This is a genomic window from bacterium (genome assembly GCA_021372775.1).
In the GTDB taxonomy this organism is placed as follows: domain Bacteria; phylum Acidobacteriota; class Polarisedimenticolia; order J045; family J045; genus JAJFTU01.
Map to the genome: position 1 here is coordinate 1 of JAJFTU010000044.1, position 19,737 is coordinate 19,737.

A 19,737-nucleotide genomic window follows, 5' to 3' on the forward strand; every position below is an offset into this window, starting at 1 on the left:
TGTAGACGCCGGCGGTGACCATCGTCGCGGCGTGGATCAGCGCGGAGACCGGCGTCGGGCCGGCCATCGCGTCCGGCAGCCAGACGTAGAGCGGGATCTGCGCCGACTTGCCGGTCGCGCCGAGGAACAGCAGCAGGCCGATCGTCGTGAGCAGGGCCGAGCCGTACCAGAAGGCGGAGCCGGCGTTGATCATCGTCGAGATCCGCCCGAAGTCGAGCGTCCCGAACGTCACGACGATCAGCAGCATCCCGAGCACCACGCCGAAGTCGCCGACGCGGTTCGTGAGGAAGGCCTTGCGCCCGCAGTCGGCGCAGCTCATCCCCGTCTCCTTGTCGAACATCCGGTCGTAGTAGAAGCCGATCAGCAGGTAGGAGCAGAGCCCCACCCCTTCCCAGCCGACGAACATCACGAGGAAGTTCCCGGCGAGGATCAGCGTGAGCATCATCGTCATGAAGAGGTTGAGGTAGGAGAAGAAGCGGTAGTACCCCTTCTCCCCCTTCATGTAGCCGATCGAGTAGACGTGGATCAGCGTGCCGATCCCCGTCACGACGAGCAGCATCACGCAGGTCAGGGCGTCGATGGAGAACGTCCAGCCGACCTGGAGGTCGGCGAGGCGGGTCTTCGCCGCGTCCCAGCCGCGGAGCTGCGTCGCGCCGAACGGCACCCACGTCGCCGGCGTCACGCTGAAGCGCGCCGCGTGGTCCGCCGTCTCCTCGACCGCCTGGATTCCCGAAGACGCCGGCGCGTCCGCGTATTGCCCGACGCCCTGCGAGAACGAGAGGACCATCAGCGCCGAGAGGACGAACGCGGCCGTCGAGGCCCCGACGGCGAGCCGGTGCGCCGCCTTGTCGGAGAGGCGCCCGAACGAGCCCAGAATCCCCACCAGCAGGAAGCCGGCCAGGGGACAGAGCGGAATCAGCCAAAGGTACGGAAGCATCGCCCGAATTCCCCCGTCAGCCCTTCATCTCGCTGGCTTCGTCCGCCATCACCGAGTCGCGGTTCCGGTAGAGCGAGAGGACGATCGCCAACCCCACGGCGACTTCGGCCGCGGCGACGACGATGATGAAGACCGAGAAGATGTTCCCGACCGGGTCGGGCAGAAAGCGCGAGAAGCCGATGAAGTTCAGGTTGCCGGCGTTGAGCACGAGTTCCACCGACATGAACATCACCAGCGCGTTGCGCCGGATCATCAGGCCGACGGCGCCCAGCGCGAGCATCGCCAAGCTGACCAGCAGCACGTGCTGCATTCCCAGCATCGCGGTATCTCCTCAGGCCCGCCGGCGGGCGACGACCACGGCGCCCACCATGCCGACCAGCAGCACGACCGAGGCGAGCTCGAACGGCAGAAGGTACGAGGTGTAGAGCAGGTCGGCGACCCGCTCCACGTTGCCCATGACCGCCCCCTTCGCCGCGCCCGCGCCCTGCAGGGCGGCGCGCGTCGCGTCGTCGGCGGGGACGCCGAACGAGGCGACCGCCGGCAGCAGCTTCGCGCCGAGCGCCGCGGCGAAGAGCAGCCCGGCGACGGCGTAGCCGGCCCGCCGGCCGACCGACAGCTTCGGGGCGACCCGTCCGCGCGCCTCGTCCAGCCCGCGCTGCTCAAGGTCCACGAGCATGATCACGAACAAGAAGAGGACCATGATCCCGCCCGTGTAGACCAAGAGCTGCACGACGGCGAGGAACTCGGCCCAGAGCACGCCGAACATCCCGGCCACGGCGAAGAACGTCGCCAGAAGGCAGACCGCGCAGTGCACGGGGTTCCGCAGCAGGACGACGCCCGCCGCTCCGGCCAGCGCGATCACGGCGAGAATGCCGAAAATCAGCAGTTCCACTTTGCGCCCCCGGGGCGCCCGAGGCGCCCGCGGCGGACCGGCGCGCGGCCGGCCCGGCGGAAGGTCAGCGTTTCTTCCCCAGCCGCACGATGTTCTTGCCGTCGTACAGCTCGCGCGTCGTCGCGCGGAACTCGCCGCGGTCGCGGCGCGAAAGTTCGTAGTCGTGGCTCATGTAGATCGAGGTCACCGGCTGCGTCGGGCAAGGATCGACGCACAGCCCGCAGAGGCAGCAGCGCTCGTAGTCGATCGTGAAGCTCTTCGGGCGCTTGCCCCGCCCCGACGGATGCGGCTCGTCCACGATCGCGATGCAGTTGTCGGGACAGGCCTTCTCGCACTGCCGGCAGGCGATGCACAGCTCCTCGCCGGTCTCGGGGTGGAGCCGCAGCCGCGGGTAGCCGCGGAAGCGCGGCTTCAGCGGCAGCCGCTCCTCGGGGTACTGGTAGCAGAACGACCGCCGGAAGGTCAGGAACTGCTCGAACAGCGTGACGGTCATCCCGCGCAGCAGCTCGAGCAGGAAGAACCGCCGCCAGAGCGGCGGCCTCGGGGGGGCGGGAATCCGCACGACCTTGATGTTGTCCATGATGCGATCCCCTTCGGCCCGTCAGGCCTTCACCGCGTCGAAGATCAGGACCGCCGCGCCGGTGAGCATGATCCAGCCCAGGGCGAGCGGGATCATGTACTTCCAGCCGATCGCCATCAGCTGGTCGTACCGGTAGCGCGGGAAGGTGGCCCGGATCCACAAGTGAACGTAGAGGACGAAGAACACCTTGAGCGCGAACCACGCCATCCCCAGCAGGAAGTGGACGAAGGCGGGGGCCGTCCCGCCGGCGAGGATCGCCGGAAGGTCCTTGAAGACGTAGCCGAGGCCGAAGGTGACCGGCGCCCAGCCGCCGAAGAAGAGCGTCACGACCATCGAGGCCACGACGATCATCGAGATGTACTCGCCGAGGAAGAAGAACGCCCACTTCATCCCCGAGTACTCGGTGTGGAACCCGCCGACCAGTTCCGACTCCCCTTCCGGGAGGTCGAACGGGGCGCGGTTGTTCTCGGCGACGCCGGAAATGTAGAACATCACCAGCGCGACCGGCTGGAGCCAGAAGAGCCAGGTGTGCTCGGTCTGCCAGGAGACGATCCGCGTCATCGAGGCGGTGCCGGCGATCATCATCGGCCCGATGATCGCGAGGCCGAACGGCACCTCGTAGCTGATCATCTGCGCCGCGGAGCGGAGGCCGCCGAGCAGCGGGTACTTGGAGTTCGACGACCAGCCGCCGAGGACGATGCCGAAGGCGCCGAGCGACGAGACCGCCATCACGTAGACGATGCCGATGTTGACGTCGGCGAGCACCGGCTTGAGCGTGAAGTCGCCCAGCCGGAGCGTCGCGTCGGCGCCGCCGAACGGGACCACCGCCAAGGCGCCGATCGCCGCCAGCGCCACCATCATCGGGGCGAGGACGAAGACGATCTTGTCCGCCTTGCGCGGAATGATGTCCTCCTTCAGCAGCAGCTTGAGGACGTCGGCGATCGGCTGCAGCAGCCCGCGCGGCCCGACGCGGTTCGGTCCGGGGCGGCACTGCATCCAAGCCTGGACCTTCCGCTCGAGCAGCGTGATGTAGGCCACGCAGCCGAGCAGGATCATCAACAGCGTCACGCCGTAGACGGCGGGAAGCAGGAACCACTGGATGAACGCGTTCACCGGCGGGTCCTCAGCGGTCCACGCAGCCGAGGACGATGTCGATCGTCCCGATCAGCGTGACGACGTCCGCGACCATGTGCCCCTTCACGAGGACCGGCAGGCCGTGGAGATTGCAGAAACTGGGGGAGCGGAAGTGGATCCGGTAGGGCTTTTCCGTCCCGTCGGAGACGATGTAGGTGGACATCTCGCCGCGCGGCGACTCGCTGGCGAAGTACGCCTCGGCGCCCTTCGCCGGCTTGATCCGCTTCGCGACCTTGGCCGCGATCGGCCCGTCGGGGAGCTTGTCCAGCGCCTCGAGCACCAGCCGCCGCGACTGCCGCATCTCCTCCAGCCGGACGAGGTAGCGGTCGTAGGAATCGCCCCGCTCGCCGACCGGCACGTCGAAGTGAAGCTCGGCGTAGGCGTCGTAGGGGCAGTGCTTCCGCAGGTCGTAGTCGATCCCCGAGGCGCGCAGCGTCGGGCCGGTCAGGCCGTGGGCCAAGGCGGTCTTGGCGTCGATCACGCCGACCCCCTCGGTCCGCTTGCGCCAGATCCGGTTCTGCGTGAGCAGCGTCTCGTACTCGTTCAGCCGCTTGGGGAACTCCTCGAGGAAGAGCCGCGCCCCGCCGGCGAACTCGTCCGGGAACTCGTGCGGCAGGCCGCCGATCCGCAGCGCGTTGAAGGTCATCCGCGCGCCGCAGCAGGCCTCGAAGAGGTCGAGGATCTTCTCCCGCTCGCGCATCACGTAGAGGAACGCCGTGATCGCGCCGATGTCCATCGCGTGGGTCCCGAGCCAGACCAAGTGCGAGGCGATCCGCTGCAGCTCGGCGAGGACCACGCGCATGTACTTGGCCCGCGGCGGGACCTCGCAGCCGATCAGCTTCTCGATCGCCTCGATCAGCGCGATCTCCTCGGCGAACGACGCGATGTAGTCCATGCGGTCCACGAACGGGCAAAGCTGCGTGTAGGGGCGGTTCTCGGCCAGCTTCTCCACCCCGCGGTGGAGGTAGCCGATGACCGGCTTCGCTTCCACGATCGACTCGCCGTCGATCCGCAGCTTGACCTGGAGCACCCCGTGGGTCGAGGGGTGCTGCGGGCCCATGTTGATTTCGAGTTCCTCGTGCTGGAGCACGTCCGGTCCTTTCCGCGCGGCGCGGCGTTCCGCCGGTCCCCGGTTATTCCTTCCGGTAGTTCTTGTGGTCGCCGGGGTTCCCCGCGAGCGGGTAGTCCTTGCGCAGAGGGTGCCCTTCCCAGTCGTCGGGCAACAGAATCCGGGTCAGGTCGGGATGCCCCTCGAACAGCACGCCGACGAGGTCGAACGCCTCGCGCTCGTTCCAGTCGGCGATCGGCCAGAGGTCCACGGCCGAGGCCACGGGGGTTCCCTCGACGGTCCGGGTCTTCAGCGTCAGCCAGTGGCGGTGGGTCGTCGAGTAGAGGCAGTAGGTCACCTCGAGCGGCCCGTCGGCGCGCTCGGGAACGTGCGCGGCGAACTCGGTCGAGAGGTGGTCCATCAGGCATTCGGCGTCGTCGCGCAGGAAGAGCAGCGCCTCGTGGAGCGCGTCGCGCCGCACCTCGACGATCGGCGTCCCGGCCCAGAACCGGCGCTCGACGACCGCCTCGCCGAACCGCTCGGAGAGGCGGCGCAGCGGGACCGAGGGGACCTCGGCCGCCAGCGGCTCGGGCGCGGGCGCGGCGGGAGCCGCAGGAGCGGCGGGAGCGGCCGGTGCGGCCGGTGCGGCAGGAGCGGCAGGAGCGGCAGCCGCGGGCGCCGCGGCGGGAGCGGCGGCGGCCGGAGCGGCGGCCGGAGCGGCGGGCGCGGCGGCGGGGGCTTCGGGCTTCGGAGTTTCGTCGGCCATCGCTTTCCCTCACGCCGTCCGAGGACGGGCGATCGTCCGCTCGTCCATCTTCTTTTGCAGGGTCATCAGTCCGTAGAGCAGCGCCTCGGGACGAGGCGGGCACCCCGGAATGTAGACGTCCACCGGAATGACCTGATCCACCCCCTGCACGGTGCTGTAGGTGGGGAACGGGCCGCCCGACGTGGCGCAGATTCCCATCGCCATGACCCACTTCGGCTCGGGCATCTGCTCGTAGAGCCGGCGGATCAGCGGGGCCATCTTCTCGGTCACCGTGCCGGCGACGATCATCAGGTCCGACTGGCGCGGCGACGGGCGGTAGACCTCCGCCCCGAAGCGGGCGATGTCGAACCGCGACGCCCCCGCGGCCATCATCTCGATCGCGCAGCAGGCGAGCCCGAAGGTCATCGGCCAGATCGACGAGCGGCGCGCCCAGTTGAAGACGCTGTCCACCGTCGTGGTGATGACCCCTTCGGGGAGCTTGCCTTCGATCACTCCCATTTGAGCGCCCCTTCCTTCCAGACGTAGACGTAGCCGACGACCAAGATCGCGATGAAGAGCGCCATCTCGGTCAGGCCGAACAACCCGAGGGCGCGGAAGCGGACCGCCCACGGAAACATGAAGATCGTCTCGACGTCGAAGACCACGAACAGCACGGCGATCACGTAGTAGCGGATCGAGAACTTCTCGCGGACGTCCGCCGGAGACTCGAGACCGCACTCGTACGTGTCGTACTTCATGTCCTCGACGCGGCGCGGCGCGATCAGCTTCGCGAAGATGAACGCCGCCGCCGGCAGGGCGACGCCCACCGCCAGCATGATCAAAATCGGCAGATACTCGACCATTGATCGTCCTGCCTTCGGGGAATCCGGTCCCGGCGGGCCGGCCGGACCGGCGCCGCGGTCCGCCGCGGAACGCCGCGGCGGGAGCGGAAACGGGACGCGCAAAACTGTCTTATTCTTTCAGCTCCGCGTCCGGCTGGCAAACCTAATCGTCCATTACGGTTTCTTCGTGCCCGCTTTTATCCGCGTCGGCGGGGAAACGGCAAGCCACGTCTTCGTCCGCCTGACCGTCGCCCCCCGTTCCGCGAGGTCGGCCGCGGCCCTGGCCGCCGCGCCCTCGTCGTCGAAGGCGAGCAATCCGACCAGCCGGCCGCGGGGGTCCACGTTCCACGCGTCGGCGACGATCGCCGCGGTCCAGGACGCGTCGTCGTCCGCTCCGGCGAGCGCCGCCGCGCCCCGCGGGCCGAGGCGACACCCCGTCGCGGGGCCCGCCGCCGCGGACGGCCGCGCGCCGGGTCTCGCCAGGTCGCCGAGCCCGGACGCCGGACGCTCCAAGGCGGCGCCCACGCCGCTCCAGCCCGCCCGGAGGAACCAAAATAGGGCCCAGCGCCGCCCGTCGTCCACCATCGTCCGGAACAGTGCGCGGCGAACCGGGTCGAGCCCCGCCGGCGCGGCGGCGAGTCCCGCCCCGCCCCGATCGAGCGCCAGCGCCGCCGCCCCCAGCGATCCCGGATCGACGCCGGCGCCGCGCGCCGCGACGACGATCCCGGCGAGCCGCGCGGTCCCCTCCAGGCGCGCCGCCCGCGCGAGGCGCAACAGCGGATCCTTGGCCGGCGGTCCGGCCTTCCGCGCCGCGACGAGCCGCGCGTACTCCCCGGTCAGCGCCAGTTCCCACGGCAGGACGCCGGTCGTCCGCAGCGCGGCGACCTCGTCCGGCCCCGCCGGGGGCGCCGTCGGAGGCGCGAGGATCGCCTCGGCGCCGGGCGCGGCGGCGATCGGCCGCCCTTCCGGCCAGGTCGGCGCGGCGGCCGCGGCCGGAATCCCCGCCGCCCGCAGCGCCGGCGCGCATTCCGGCGCGGCCAGCGGCGCGAACGCCTCGTCCAGCCAGCGGGCGGCCGCGGCGCGCCGCTCCGCCTCCGAGGAGGCGCGCACCGGCAAGGCGCCGAGGTCGAACTCCCCTCCGAGGCGCGTCCCGGCGCGCGTCGCCAAGTCGGCCGGCGACGTCTCGACCGGCGCGGGCGGAGGCGTCTGCGCGCGGGCCGCGGGGGACGCGGCCAGCAGGGCGAGCGCGCCGACGAGGACGCGCGTCTTCACTTGGCCGCGGGCAGGGCGACGCGCAGCGTGGCCCCCGGCACGATCCCCATCCGCCGCGCCTCCCCCGGCCCGAACTCGACGACCATCGCGGCGGGAGCGCCGGCCGAGTAGTACGGGCACGGCTCCGCCTCGCAGATCGGCGCGGCCTCGACGAGATGGACGACCGTGCCCGCCTGGTCGAGCCAGACGAGGTCGAGCGGCGTCAGGCAGTGGAGCATCCAGAAGGAATGCTCCCCCGGCGCGTCGAAGACGAAGACCATCCCCTCGCCGCGCGGGACGCCCGCGCGTCCCATCAGCCCCTTCTCCCGCTCGGCGTCGGTCGCGGCGATCTCCAGCGAGCCGCTCTCGCCGTTCGGCGCGACGAACGTCGCCCGCGGCTTCGCCGAAGTCGTCGTCGCGCTTGCGGCGCCGGGCGCGGCGGCCGGCGGCGCGGCCGCCCGCCCGTTCGTCCCGCCGCACCCGACGGCGACCGCGGCGACGAGCGCCGCGGCGAGCGCCTCAACGCACTTCGCCGGCATGAATCTCCCGCCCGTCCACGACGACGATGTCCGTGTCATCCCCGCTCCCGCCGGGCGCGCCGTCCGCGCCGTAGCAAAACACCTTGTAGCCGCCCGGCGTCCTCAGATAGGACACGGGCCGCCCCCACGGATCGACCGGAATCGACCGCAGGCAGCGCGGCGCCGTCTCTTCCAAGCGTTCCGGATAGTGACCCGCCGCCGCGCGGAACAGCTCGACCGCGCGCGCGGCCGCCCGCACGGCGTCCGCGGCGAGCAGCTGCCGCCCGCCGCGCGACGACTGCTCGAGGTCGGCGAGCCACTGCATTTCGCGCCGCGCCTTCTCCGCCGCGCGCGTGTCGGGCCAACTGGCGACGATCCGCGCGAGGTCGGCGCGCACCTCCGCGGCCGGCCGATCCTTTTCGCCGGCGACCGCTTCCTGAAAAGCGCTCTCCGCGCGCCGCTCGGCGCACCCCGGCGCGAGCGCGGCGACGACGCAGACCGCGACGACCAGCGACAGTTTTCCCGCGATGTTCATCGCGCCAAGAATAGCCCGCGGCGCGGGGCGCGGCGCGGGGCGCCGTTCGTCATTTGGCGCGCCGCGCGCCTTGACCCGCCGCGGAGACCGCTGCCAAAATGCGCGGCGCGTTGGTCCCGAGGAAGAGCGCTCCCCGCGGCGAGCGCGTCGTCGTTCGGCGTCGTCGAGCGGCGTCGCAAGCGTCCGGGGGCCGCGCCGGGGGGCCTGTCCGATCCCCGCCGGCGCAGGCGAAGCGGCTTTTGGAGAAGGGTGCAGTGCTGCGGAAAACGCGCCGGAACGATGTGCCGCGGACGCCTGCGGCGACGGACCCGCTCGTCGCGGCTCTCGCCTCTTCCGATCCCGAAGTCGCCGAACGCGCCAAGGCCGATCTCGTCGCGCGGGGCGCCGACGCGGTGCCCCTGTTGATCGCCTGTCTCGACGCCGACGCCGACGGTCTGCGGCTGCGGGCGCTCAGCCTTCTCTCGCTGCTCGGCGATCCGCGCGCCGCGGCGTCGGTCGCGTCGCTCCTGCGGCACGCCGACCCGGCGATCCGGTCCCGCGCCGCGGGCGCGCTGGCGCGCCTCGCCGCCCCCGGCGTGATCCCCGCCCTCTCGCGCCTGCTCTCGCGCGAGAAGGACGCGGGCGTGCGCCTCGCGGCGACCCGCTCGCTGGTCCGCCTGCTGCGCACGGGGCACGACGAGGCGTTCCGTCCACTCTTCGACCTGATCGCCGACCCGGAGGAGGTCGCCAAGATCAGGGCGGCCGCGATCGAGGCCGTCCCTTGGGCGACGCCCCAGGGGGACGGCGCGCCGCTGGCCGCGCTTCTCGGCCGGCTGGCCGACGACCCGGACAAGACGGTCGCCGCGAAGGCGAAGCGGCTGCTCACCGCCCCGCCCCGCCCGCGCCTCGACCAATGGGCGCTCGACAAGCTGGTCGTCGATCTCCGCTCCGGCCATCTGCCGACGTGGCGGCGCGCCGTCTCGCGCCTCGGCCGCGCCGGCGGCGCGGTCGTCGAACCGCTGCTCCACGCGCTCGCCGCCGCCCCCGCCGACCGCGAGCTCGCGCGGCGGACCGTCCTCGTCCTGAAGGCGCTCTCCTCGCGCCAGCTCACGCGCCTCGGACCGTTCATCGACGAGACGCAGGAGCCCGTCCCGCTCGAGGCGCTGGTCGAGGTCGCGGACGCCGCCGGCAGCCGCGCGCTGCAGGCCCGCCTCGCCGCGCTCGTGAAGCGGCTCGCCGAAGGGGCCGAAGGAAGCGGGCCGGGGCCGCTGCACGGCGTCCGCCAGCTCGCCCACCGCGCGCTCGCCCGCCACGGCTCGCGCCTCGGGGCGGAGGACCTGCGCCGCCTCCTCGAGGACCGCCGCTATCCCCTCGGGGCGCCGCTCGTCGAGGCCGCCGCGCTGATCGGCGCGCGCCGCGAGCTGCGGTCGGTGATCCGCGGCTACCAGCGTTCCCGCGGCGTGACCCGCCTCGCCCTGCGCGACGCGCTGCAGGCGATCTGCCGCCGCGAGAAGATCCGCCGGACCGACCGCGTCTTCGCCCAGCTCTCCCCGGAGGAGTTCGCCGCGGCGAAGGAGATCCTCGGCGCCCCGCGGACCGCCGCGAAGCGGCGCCGGATCGCTCGTTTTGACAGGGCCGCGAATCCGCTCCTAACCTGAGCGTTCGCGCTTCCCGCCCGCCGCCCGCCCCCCCGCGGACGCGGCGCCGCGCCAGAGGTTCCTCCATGTCCCTTCGCGTCGGCCTCAACGGCGCCGGCCGCATCGGCCGCGCCTTGCTCCGTCAGACTCTCGGCGATCCCGCGATCGAGATCGTCGGCGTCAACGACGTCGCGGGCGCCGCGACGATCGCCCACCTGCTGCGCCACGACAGCGTCCACGGCCCGTTTCCGGCCGCGGCCGCGGACGACGGCCCCGACGTCCTGCGCCTCGACGGGCGCGCGGTCCGCTTCTTCGCCGAGCGCGATCCGGCGCGCATCCCCTGGGAGACGGTCGGCGCCGACGTCGTCGTCGAGGCGACCGGCCGCTTCTCCGGCAACGGCGGGGCGCGCGGCCATCTGCGCCCCGGCGTGAAGCGCGTGCTGGTCACCGCCGTCGCCGACGAGGCGGACGCGACGATCGTGCTCGGCCCGCACGACGGCCGCCCGCCCAAGGGCGCGAAGGTCGTTTCGTGCGGCTCCTGCACGACCCACGCCGCGACCCTGCCGCTCTGGCTGATCGACCGCTGGTACGGGATCGAGGCGGCGCAGATGACGACGGTCCACTGCACCACCGGCTCGCAGCACCCGATGGACGCGCCCCATTCCGACCTGCGCCGCGCGCGGAGCTGCCTGCTCTCGATGATCCCGACGACCACGTCGGCCGCCCGCGGCATCGTCCGCGCCCTGCCGCAGCTCGAGGGACGTCTTTCGTGCCTCTCCGTGCGCGTCCCGACGGCGACGGTCAGCCTGATCGAAGTCGTCGCCCAGACGAAGCGCCCCGCGGAGGCGCAGGACGTCGTCGCGGAGCGGTTCCGCCGCGCCGCGCTCGAGGACCCGGGATGCCGCGGACGCCTCGGCGCGAGCGACGAACCGCTCGTCTCGATCGACTTTTCCGGCGACCGCCGCTCCTCCATCGTCGATCTTCCGCTGATCGAGCGGCCCGGCGAACGCCTCCTGCGGCTCATTGCGTGGTATGACAATGAGTGCGGCTACACTGGCCGCGTCGCGGAACTGCTGCGGATCTGGAGCGGGGAGGCTCCGACGGAGGATCGCTGATGAGTCACCGGGTGGTCACCGACCTGCGCGTCGCCGGGCGCGTCGTCTTCTGCCGCGTCGATTTCAACGTCCCGCTGGAAGGAACGACGATCACCGACGACCGCCGCGTCCGCGCCAGCCTGCCGACCGTGCGTTGGCTCGCCGAGAAGGGGGCGAAGGTCGTCTGCGCGAGTCATTTCGCCCGTCCGAAGGGGAAGCGCGTCCCGGAAATGTCGCTCGCGCCGGTCGCCAAGCGGCTCTCCGAACTGCTCGGCGCCCCGGTCGCCTTCGCCGAGGACTGCGTCGGCGAGCCGGCCCGCGCGGTCGTCTCCGCGCTCAAGGACGGCGAGGTCGCGCTGCTCGAGAACCTGCGCTTCCACCCCGGCGAGGAGAAGGGGGACGAAGAGTTCGCCCGCGAGCTCGCGGCGGGAATCGACTTCTACGTCAACGACGCCTTCGGCGCGGCGCACCGCGCCCACGCCTCGATCGTCGGCCTGCCGAAGATCCTCGGCGGCGGCGCGACCGGCTTCCTGATGGACAAGGAGATCGGCGCCTTGGGGCGGCTGCTCGAGCGGCCGGAGCGTCCCTACGTCGCGATCCTCGGCGGCGCGAAGGTCTCGGACAAGATCCTGCTGATCGAGCGCCTGCTGGAGCGGGTGGACCGGATCCTCGTCGGCGGCGCGATGGCCTACACGTTCCTCGCCGCGCGAGGCGTCGACGTCGGCGCCTCGCTCGTCGAGGCGGACAAGCTCGACCTCGCGCGGGAGCTCGAGGCGAAGGCCGCCGCGGCCGGCGCGAGCATCGTGCTGCCGATGGACCACGTCGTCGCCGCCGGCGTGGACAAGCACGTCGTGACCGGCATCGTCCCTTGCGACCGGCCGTCGATTCCGGCCGGGCTCAAGGGGGTGGACATCGGTCCGCGCACGCTCGACGCGTGGAAGGGGCTGCTCGACGGATCCGTGCGCACGGTCCTCTGGAACGGCCCGGTCGGGCTGTTCGAGGCCGAGGGGTGCGACGCGGGGACGAAGGGGCTCGCGGCGCACATCGCGCGGATGGGCGCGTTCCGCGTCCTCGGCGGCGGCGACACGGCGGCCGCGGCGCAGAAGTTCGGCCTCGACGAGTCGTACGACCACGTGTCCACCGGCGGCGGGGCCGCGCTCGAGTTCCTCTCCGGCGTGAAGCTGCCCGGAGTGGCCGCGCTCGAGTTCTGATCGGATCGCGCGCAGGGGGGCGCCGCGGCGTTCGGCCGCGGCGCCGCGCGCAGGGAGGAGGCCGCATGGGCCGCAGACCGTTCGTCGTCGGCAACTGGAAGATGAACCACACCCGCGCCGCGGCGCGCGACTGGCGCCGCGCGCTCGAGACTCTCGTCCGCGAAAAGCCGCTGCCGGACGCGGTCGAGATCGGCGTCGCGCCGCCGTTCACGTCGCTCGGCGCGTTCGAAGGGTCGCTTCCCGGCGGGCTGCGCCTCGGCGCGCAGGACCTGCACTGGGAGGCCAAGGGCGCGTTCACCGGCGAGATCTCGGCCGAGATGCTGCGCGAGGCGGGGTGCGACTTCGCCATCGTCGGCCACTCCGAGCGGCGGCAGCTGTTCGGCGAGACCGACGAGCGGGCGGGACGAAAAGTCGCCGCGGCGCGCGCCGCGGGGCTGGAGGTCATCCTCTGCGTCGGCGAGACGGAGAACGAGCGGGAGGCCGAGCGGACCGCCGAGGTCGTCGAGCGCCAGCTCCGCAAGGGGCTGGAGCGGCTGGCGTCGCGGAGCGGCGCCGGCCTGGTCGTCGCCTACGAGCCGGTCTGGGCGATCGGCACCGGCCGCGTGGCCGCCCCCGCCCAGGCGCAGGAGGTCCACGCCTTCCTCCGGTCGGCTCTCGCCGCCCTGCTGGGCGAGGCGGCGGCGGACGAAGTCCGGATCCTCTACGGCGGCTCGGTCAGTCCGAAGAACGCCGCCGAGTTGGCGGCGCAGCCGGACGTGGACGGGTTCCTCGTCGGCGGGGCGAGCCTCGAGGCGTCCTCGTTCCACGCCGTCGCGCTGGCGGCCGAGCGCGCCGTCTGACGTTTTTGTTGCCCCGCGCGGGCACGCGTGCTAGTGTCTGCGCGGTTTTGGCCCCGAGGGGCCGGGAGGTCGGTAGTGCTTTACGTGGTGGTTCTGGCGATTCACGTGATCGTCTCGCTGTTCCTGATCCTCGTCGTGCTGCTTCAGAGCGGCAAGGGCGGCGATCTGGCCAGCGCGTTCGGCGGCGCCGGCACCCAGACCGTCTTCGGGCCGCGCGGCACCGGCAACGTGCTCACGCGCGCGACCGCGTGGTCGGCCGGGATCTTCATGGCCACGTCGCTCGCCTTGGTCTTCCTGAGCCAAGGCGCCGGCGCGAGCGGCTCGGTCGTCGGCGGCGGCGCTCCCGCGAAGGCCGCTCCGACCGCTCCCGCTCCCGCGCCCACGCCCGCGCCGCAGCCTCAACAACCGGCGGCGCCGACGGGCAAGTAGCCGCAAGTTAAGTTAGAATCCCGCAGCCTCGAAACAGGCAGGAGGACAAGGCGCCGGAGTGGCGGAACTGGCAGACGCGCATGGTTGAGGGCCATGTGGGGGCAACCCCGTGCGAGTTCGAGTCTCGCCTTCGGCACCATCTCTTCCCGCTTGATCAGCACCACACCGAGAAGCCGGCTCCCCCTCAGGGCCGGCTTTTTCGTTGTTTCGGCGAAGCGGAGGTTTCGATGACGAGGATGAAGGCCAAGGCGGCGATGCTGGCGGTCGTGATCGGGTGCGCGGCGCTTCTGGCGGGCGACGCCAAGGCGCAGCAGGCGACGTTCGTCGATCCGCTCCTCGACAACATGGTCGGGCAGTGGGTTCTCGAAGGAACGATCGCCGGACAAAAGACGACGCACGACGTCGAGGCGGAGTGGGTCCTCGCCCACCAGTACCTGCGGTTCCGCGAGGTCTCGCGGGAGAAGGACGAGCGGGGGCGTCCGGCCTACGAAGCCGAGGTCTACCTCGGCTGGGACGCGAAGGCTAAGGAGTACGTCTGCATCTGGATCGACGTCTGGGGCGGGGCCTCGGCGGAGACGATCGGCCGGGCGACGCGCCGCGGCTCGGTCATCCCCTTCGTCTTCCGCGACGCGGGCGGAGCGGAGGCGTTCCACACGACGTTCCTCTACGACGAGAAGGCCGACGCGTGGGAATGGCGGCTCGACAACGTCGAGAAGGGGTCGGAGACGCCGTTCGCGCGGGTCAGGCTGACGCGGAAGAAGTAGCCCCGCCGAGGGCCGCGCGCCGCGCGGCCCTCTCCGCGCCGCGGCCGCCGCGGGAACGCTTCCCCTCGACGGCGGCGCGGAAGCGTCTCGGGCACGGGCGATCGGCGGCGCCCCCGCGGCGCGCGACATCGGCCCGCGGCTGTTTGAAATCGAACGCGCGACTGTCATACATTCACGCATCCGCGCGACGCGGCGCCGGAGGCCACGATGCCCGGACCAGAAGACCGCCCGCAGCAACTCTCCGAAATCCGCACCATCGCGACGAACGACTTCTTCCTGCCGGAGGAGTTCTCGCGGCTGCGCGAGGTCGCCTACAACCTCTGGTGGAGCTGGACCCCCGAGGCGCGGATCCTCTTCTCGACGATCTCCCCCACCCTCTGGTCGCGCTACCGCAACCCGGTGGAAGTGCTGATGCAGGTCGAGCCTTCCTACTGGGAAACGCTGCAGATGTCGAACGCCTTCCAGATCGGGTACGAGACCGTCGTGGCGGCGCTCGACCGCTACATGGGACGGCCCGAAACCTGGTGGTTCAACCGCCGCTTCCCCGACCATCGGGGCGGCCCGGTCGCCTACCTTTCGACCGAATACGGCCTGCACGAGAGCCTCGGCATCTACTCCGGCGGCCTCGGCGTCCTCTCCGGCGACCACTGCAAGGCGGCGTCCGACCTCGGCCTGCCGTTCATCGCCGTCGGCCTCAACTACCGCCGCGGCTACTTCCGCCAAACGGTGGACGCCGAGGGGCGCCAGCAGCACTTCTATCCCGACTTCGATCCCTCGCGCCTGCCGATGATGCCGGTGGCCGGCGCCTACGGGCGGCCGCTGATCGTCGGCGTCCCGCTGCTCGACCGGAAGGTCCACCTGCTGGTCTACAAGGTCCAGGTCGGGCGGATTCCGGTGCTGCTGCTCGACTCCGACCTGCCGCAGAACGAGCCGCACGACCGGCCGATCACGCACATCCTCTACGTCCGCGGGCGCGAAATGCGCCTCTGCCAGGAGATGGTCCTCGGCGTCGGCGCGGTGAAGGCGCTCCGCGCGCTGGGCATCGACCCCGGCGTCTGGCACATCAACGAAGGGCACTCGGCGCTGATGGTCCTCGAGCGGGTGCGCGAGGAGATGCAGCGCGGCGAGCCGCTCCCCCGCGCGCTCGAGCAGGTCCGCTCCAACATCGCCTTCACCACCCACACGCCGGTCCCCGCGGGGAACGAGATGTTCGACGCCGAGCTGATCCGCCTCTACCTCGGCTCGTGGGCCGTGCAGCTCGGCGTTCCGGCGGCGGAGCTGCTGAAGGTCGGGCAGGTGCACGGCGCCCCGGACGAGCCGTTCAACATGACCGCCCTCGCCCTGCGGCAGTCGAGCTTCCGCAACGCCGTCTCGCGCCGCCACGGAGAGGTCAGCCGCGCGATGTGGAAGGGGCTCTTCCCCGGCGCCGAGCCGCCGATCACCTCGGTGACCAACGGCGTGCACGTGAAGACCTGGATCGGCTCCGAGCTCCGCGACCTGCTGCAGCGCGTCTTCGGCGCCGACTGGGAGCGGGCCGCCGAGGAACCGGCGCGCTGGGAGACGTTCGACGCGCTCGTTCCCGACGACGAGCTGTGGGCGGCCCACAACGCGCAGAAGCGGCGCCTCGTCCGCGCCGTGCGCGACAGCCTGCGGCGGATGTACGCGCGGCAGGGCGCCGGCCCGCGGCAGCTCGCGGCGGTGGACCACTGCCTCGCCCCGACGGCGCTGACGATCGGCTGCGCGCGGCGCTTCGCCACCTACAAGCGGGCCTGGCTGCTCTTCCGCGACCTGCAGCGGCTGAAGCGGATCCTCGGCGACGAGGACCGCCCGGTGCAGTTCCTCTTCGCCGGGAAGGCGCACCCCGCCGACCTCGCCGGGCAGGACGTCATCGCCCAGATCTTCCGCCTCTCGCAGAGCGACGGGATGCGCGGGCGGGTCGTCTTCCTCGAGGACTACGACCTCTACACCGCCCGCCTGCTGGTCCAGGGGGTGGACGTTTGGCTGAACAACCCGCGCCGCCCGCTGGAGGCTTCCGGCACGTCGGGACAGAAGGCCGCCGTCAACGGCGCGCTCAACCTGTCGGTGCTCGACGGCTGGTGGATCGAGGGGTACCGCCCGGACCTCGGCTGGGCGATCGGCCGGCTGGAGGCGATCGGCAACGACGAAGCGCAGGACGCCGAGGACGCGGCGTCGCTCTACGACCTGCTGGAGCGGGAAATCGTGCCGATGTTCTACGACCGCGGGCAGTCGGCGACGCCGCGGCGCTGGGTCGCGGCGATGAAGGCGTCGATCCGCGAGCTGCTGCCCCGCTTCAGCGCCAACCGGATGGTCCGCGAGTACGCCGAGGCGGCCTACGCCCCGTTGGCCGCGGCCGAGCGGGAGCGGCAGCCGCGGTAGCGGCGGCGGGGCGTCTCACCAGTCGCGGTAGTAGGTGCTGCCGTCGGCGGACAGGTCGCTCGACGTGGAGAAGACGTCGTAGAGGTCGTCGCACGAGTCGTTGCGGGTGTCCTTGTCGTCGTTGTAGCCGCGGCAGCTCCACTCCGCGAGGCCGGTCGTCGGATCGACCGGGATCTTCCGCAGGAACTTCGTCTTCTGCGCCGGCTGGTCGGCGGCGGTCTTCACCGCCACGCCGTCCACCAGCATCTGCAGGTCCTTCGGGTACATGTTCCAGGCGAGGTCCCACGGCTCGATCTCGCCGAGCTGCGCCGCGTCGTGGTAGCGGTCGATCGCGCTCCGCATCTCGGCGAGGGCGCGCCGGAGCTGCAGCTCCTTGACCGCCTGCATCCGGTGATGGACGTAGGGGATCGCGAGCCCGGCGAGGATCACGAGGAGCGCGGCGACGAGCGCCAGCTCGAGGTAGGTCATGCCTCGCTGGTCCCTCATCGCCGTCCCTTCCCCGCCGCCGGCGACGACTTGCCGACGATCTTGTTCCAGAGCTTCTTGAGCGGCGAGGCGTGCTTCGCGCACGGCGGGGGCTCGGTCCCTTCCTTGAAGTTCTCGAGCACCTTCGTCGGGCAGCGCGGCGTCGCCTTCCCGCCGGTCTCGGCGCAGACCTCGACTTGGTGCATTCCCTCGGGCGCCGCGGGCAGCTCGGAGAGCAGGCGCGGCCCGACGCTCTCGATCAGCCGCTTGACGACCGGCACCGCGGCGCCGGCGCCGGTCAGCTTGGCCGGCTTGTCGTCGTCGCGGCCGATGTAGACGACGACGACGGCGTCTCCCGAGGCGAGGACGAACCACGCGTCGCGGCCGTCCTGCGTCGTGCCGGTCTTGCCGGCGACGCGCGCCCCCTGAAGCAGCGGCGCGAGTTCCTTCGCCGTGCCGCGCTCGACGACGCCGGTCAGCGCGTCGAGCACCATGTAGCACGCGTCCGCGGGGAGCGTCCGCTCGGCGGGGGCGACGCGGACGAGCGGGATCGTCGAGCCGGCCTCCCCCGTCCGCGCCGACGCGACGAGCGACGGCGGACGGCGCTCGCCGAGCGCGGCGATCGTCGCGTAGCCCGCGGCGAGGTCGAGCGGCGTCACCTCCCCCGCGCCGAGCGCCAGCGCCGGCTGCGCGGGAAGATGTCCTTCGAGTCCCGCGCGGTGCGCCCACTCGACGACCGTCGCCGGGCCGACCGCGAGGCCGACGCGGGCCATCGGCACGTTGAGGCTCTGCTCGAGCGCCTGGCGCACCGTCACCGGGCCGCGGAACTGATGGTCGTAGTTCGAGGGACGCCACTCGCCGGCGGCGGTCGGCACGGCGAGCGGCGTGTCGCTGACGACCGACGACGGCGAGAAGGCGCCGACGCCGAAGGCGGCCAGCGCGACGAACGGCTTGAAGGCCGATCCGGGCTGGCGCCGCGCGTCGAGCGCGCGGTGGAAGCCGCCGCGCACGCCGCGCCGCCCGCCGACCAGCGCCAGCACCTCGCCGGTGCGCGGCCGCACGATCACCACCGCCCCTTCGAGCGGGGCGCGCGACGGCTCCTTCGCCTCGAGCTCGGTCAGCCCCTCGTCGAGCGCGCGGCGCGCCGCGGCCTGCAGCTCGACGTCCACGGTGGTGAAGACCATCGCCCGCGCCTTGCCGGGGCGCGGCTCCCAGCCGCGGGCCACGAGTTCGCGGCGCGCGGCGTCGAGGACGTCGCCGGCCGGGTCGAGCGGATCGGAGAGCGGCGCGACGCCGAGCGGCGCCGCGGCCGCGGCCTGTTCCTCCATCGGCGTGATGTAGCCGAGCTCGCGCATCCGGGCGAGGATCCGCGCCATGCGCGCCTGCGCCTCGCGCGGGTCGCGCCGCGGATCGAAGCGCCCCGGCGAGGCGATCATCCCCGCCAGCATCGCCTCCTGATTGAGCGCGAGGTCGTCCACGTTGCGGCCGAAGTAGTGCAGCGCGCCGGCCGGCATGCCGACGACGGAGACCGCGCCGCGCTGGCCGAGGTAGACCTCGTTGAGGTAGATCTCGAGCAGCCGCTCCTTGGTGATCTTCCGCTCGACGTAGGCCGCGAGGAGCGCCTCGTGCGCCTTGCGCGCCAGCGTCCGCTCGCGCCCCACGACGCGGTTCTTGATCACCTGCTGGGTGATCGTGCTCCCGCCCTGCATCTGCCCGCCGCGCAGGTCGGTCCAGGCCGCGCGCAGCAGCCCGACGGGATCGACGCCGCGGTGCTGCAGGAAGCGCGAGTCCTCGGCGGCCATCACCGCTTGGATGAGGCGGCGCGGATAGGCGGAAAGCGGCAGCGGGCGCCGCTCGGCGAGCACCGGCCCGCGGAAGGCGCCGAGGCGCACCGGCTCGAGCGCGAACGCGTCGAGCGCGCGGCCGTCGGCGGCCGCGAGCGAGGCGACGCGTCCGGCGTCGAAGCCGACGCGCGCGAACCCTTCGTCCACCGGGCCGCGCGGCCCGACGTGGGCGCGGCGGTAGACCTCGAGCGTCGCGCCGGAGCGCCGGTACTCGCCGGGGTCGCGCGGCGTGCGCGCGACCGGCCGGTAGGAGAGCGAGCGCAGTTCCCGTTCGAGCTCGTCGGCGTCGGCGGCCTGCCCGGGAACGAGCGCGCGCGGCGCGGCGAGGAGCTCGACCGGCAGGTCGCCGGGATCCTCGCGCAGGATCGCCGCGGCGACCTTTCCCGCGTTGTCGAGGATCATCCAGCCCCAGACGAGAAGCGACGCGGCGAGGGCGCCGGCGGCGAGCAGGCGGACGGCGAAGCCGCCGGACGAACGGGCCTTCCGGCCGCGCCGCCTTCCGGACGGCTTCTCGTTGCGCCTGCGCGGCGACCTCTCGCCCAACGTCCCTCCCAGCGCTTGAGACTAAACTCGTTCGCCGCGGCGCGCGACGCCCG

General features: G+C 72.3%; 21 protein-coding genes and 1 tRNA gene. 8 read left to right on the plus strand and 14 right to left on the minus strand.

The window, feature by feature from the left end; translation table 11 throughout:
* From LLG88_01730 to LLG88_01785, 12 genes are all read right to left on the minus strand, one after another.
* The coding region (locus LLG88_01730; protein MCE5245627.1) for a hypothetical protein at nucleotides 1-937 on the minus strand (937 nt) is incomplete at its 3' end.
* Between the two features lie 16 nt (nucleotides 938-953).
* Entirely contained in the window at nucleotides 954-1,256 is a 303-nt protein-coding gene (nuoK, locus tag LLG88_01735; GenBank protein MCE5245628.1) for an NADH-quinone oxidoreductase subunit NuoK, read from the minus strand.
* Between the two features lie 12 nt (nucleotides 1,257-1,268).
* Nucleotides 1,269-1,829, minus strand: a complete 561-nt coding sequence (locus LLG88_01740) for an NADH-quinone oxidoreductase subunit J (GenBank protein ID MCE5245629.1) — start codon at nucleotides 1,827-1,829, stop codon at nucleotides 1,269-1,271.
* A 64-nt stretch (nucleotides 1,830-1,893) separates the two neighbouring features.
* The gene (locus LLG88_01745; protein ID MCE5245630.1) at nucleotides 1,894-2,409 is read right to left on the minus strand and encodes an NADH-quinone oxidoreductase subunit I; all 516 of its coding nucleotides are present in this window, start codon (nucleotides 2,407-2,409) and stop codon (nucleotides 1,894-1,896) included.
* A 21-nt stretch (nucleotides 2,410-2,430) separates the two neighbouring features.
* On the minus strand, nucleotides 2,431-3,522 hold the full coding sequence (gene nuoH, locus LLG88_01750; GenBank protein MCE5245631.1) for an NADH-quinone oxidoreductase subunit NuoH: 1,092 nt from the start codon (nucleotides 3,520-3,522) through the stop codon (nucleotides 2,431-2,433).
* A 10-nt stretch (nucleotides 3,523-3,532) separates the two neighbouring features.
* A complete protein-coding gene (locus LLG88_01755) occupies nucleotides 3,533-4,633 on the minus strand; it encodes an NADH-quinone oxidoreductase subunit D (GenBank protein MCE5245632.1) in 1,101 nt (366 codons plus the stop codon).
* A 43-nt stretch (nucleotides 4,634-4,676) separates the two neighbouring features.
* On the minus strand, nucleotides 4,677-5,357 hold the full coding sequence (locus tag LLG88_01760; protein ID MCE5245633.1) for an NADH-quinone oxidoreductase subunit C: 681 nt from the start codon (nucleotides 5,355-5,357) through the stop codon (nucleotides 4,677-4,679).
* 9 nt (nucleotides 5,358-5,366) lie between these two features.
* On the minus strand, nucleotides 5,367-5,855 hold the full coding sequence (locus tag LLG88_01765; protein MCE5245634.1) for an NADH-quinone oxidoreductase subunit B: 489 nt from the start codon (nucleotides 5,853-5,855) through the stop codon (nucleotides 5,367-5,369).
* Nucleotides 5,846-6,199, minus strand: coding sequence for an NADH-quinone oxidoreductase subunit A (gene ndhC, locus LLG88_01770; GenBank protein ID MCE5245635.1), 354 nt, complete (start codon nucleotides 6,197-6,199; stop codon nucleotides 5,846-5,848). Before ndhC ends, LLG88_01765 begins: the two co-directional genes overlap by 10 nt.
* A 153-nt stretch (nucleotides 6,200-6,352) precedes the next feature.
* Nucleotides 6,353-7,450: a hypothetical protein gene (locus tag LLG88_01775; GenBank protein MCE5245636.1), complete on the minus strand. Its 1,098-nt coding sequence runs from the start codon at nucleotides 7,448-7,450 to the stop codon at nucleotides 6,353-6,355.
* Nucleotides 7,447-7,968, minus strand: a complete 522-nt coding sequence (locus LLG88_01780) for a DUF192 domain-containing protein (GenBank protein MCE5245637.1) — start codon at nucleotides 7,966-7,968, stop codon at nucleotides 7,447-7,449. The genes LLG88_01775 and LLG88_01780 overlap by 4 nt, the downstream gene beginning before the upstream one ends.
* Nucleotides 7,949-8,482, minus strand: a complete 534-nt coding sequence (locus LLG88_01785) for a type II secretion system protein GspG (protein ID MCE5245638.1) — start codon at nucleotides 8,480-8,482, stop codon at nucleotides 7,949-7,951. Before LLG88_01785 ends, LLG88_01780 begins: the two co-directional genes overlap by 20 nt.
* 254 nt (nucleotides 8,483-8,736) lie before the next feature.
* Between LLG88_01785 and LLG88_01790 the strand changes: the two genes are divergently transcribed.
* The 8 genes from LLG88_01790 to glgP all read left to right on the plus strand — a co-directional run bounded on the left by LLG88_01790 (nucleotide 8,737) and on the right by glgP (nucleotide 16,832).
* Nucleotides 8,737-10,119: a HEAT repeat domain-containing protein gene (locus tag LLG88_01790; GenBank protein MCE5245639.1), complete on the plus strand. Its 1,383-nt coding sequence runs from the start codon at nucleotides 8,737-8,739 to the stop codon at nucleotides 10,117-10,119.
* A gap of 65 nt (nucleotides 10,120-10,184) precedes the next feature.
* The gene (locus tag LLG88_01795) at nucleotides 10,185-11,213 is read left to right on the plus strand and encodes a type I glyceraldehyde-3-phosphate dehydrogenase (protein ID MCE5245640.1); all 1,029 of its coding nucleotides are present in this window, start codon (nucleotides 10,185-10,187) and stop codon (nucleotides 11,211-11,213) included.
* On the plus strand, nucleotides 11,213-12,403 hold the full coding sequence (locus LLG88_01800; GenBank protein MCE5245641.1) for a phosphoglycerate kinase: 1,191 nt from the start codon (nucleotides 11,213-11,215) through the stop codon (nucleotides 12,401-12,403). Before LLG88_01795 ends, LLG88_01800 begins: the two co-directional genes overlap by 1 nt.
* 65 nt (nucleotides 12,404-12,468) lie before the next feature.
* Entirely contained in the window at nucleotides 12,469-13,242 is a 774-nt protein-coding gene (gene tpiA / locus LLG88_01805; protein ID MCE5245642.1) for a triose-phosphate isomerase, read from the plus strand.
* A gap of 75 nt (nucleotides 13,243-13,317) precedes the next feature.
* Entirely contained in the window at nucleotides 13,318-13,671 is a 354-nt protein-coding gene (secG, locus tag LLG88_01810; protein MCE5245643.1) for a preprotein translocase subunit SecG, read from the plus strand.
* 52 nt (nucleotides 13,672-13,723) lie between these two features.
* Nucleotides 13,724-13,810: transfer RNA gene (locus LLG88_01815), tRNA-Leu, on the plus strand.
* Nucleotides 13,811-13,898: 88 nt separating this feature from the next.
* The gene (locus LLG88_01820) at nucleotides 13,899-14,435 is read left to right on the plus strand and encodes a hypothetical protein (protein MCE5245644.1); all 537 of its coding nucleotides are present in this window, start codon (nucleotides 13,899-13,901) and stop codon (nucleotides 14,433-14,435) included.
* Between the two features lie 207 nt (nucleotides 14,436-14,642).
* Complete coding sequence (gene glgP / locus LLG88_01825) at nucleotides 14,643-16,832, plus strand: alpha-glucan family phosphorylase (GenBank protein MCE5245645.1); 2,190 nt, start codon at nucleotides 14,643-14,645, stop codon at nucleotides 16,830-16,832.
* A gap of 15 nt (nucleotides 16,833-16,847) precedes the next feature.
* Here glgP and LLG88_01830 read toward each other — a convergent pair whose 3' ends face one another.
* The gene (locus LLG88_01830) at nucleotides 16,848-17,318 is read right to left on the minus strand and encodes a general secretion pathway protein GspG (protein ID MCE5245646.1); all 471 of its coding nucleotides are present in this window, start codon (nucleotides 17,316-17,318) and stop codon (nucleotides 16,848-16,850) included.
* Nucleotides 17,315-19,684 carry a transglycosylase domain-containing protein gene (locus LLG88_01835; protein MCE5245647.1) on the minus strand — a complete coding sequence of 790 codons (2,370 nt, stop codon included), beginning with the start codon at nucleotides 19,682-19,684 and terminating at the stop codon, nucleotides 17,315-17,317. Before LLG88_01835 ends, LLG88_01830 begins: the two co-directional genes overlap by 4 nt.
* Nucleotides 19,685-19,737 lie beyond the last annotated feature (53 nt).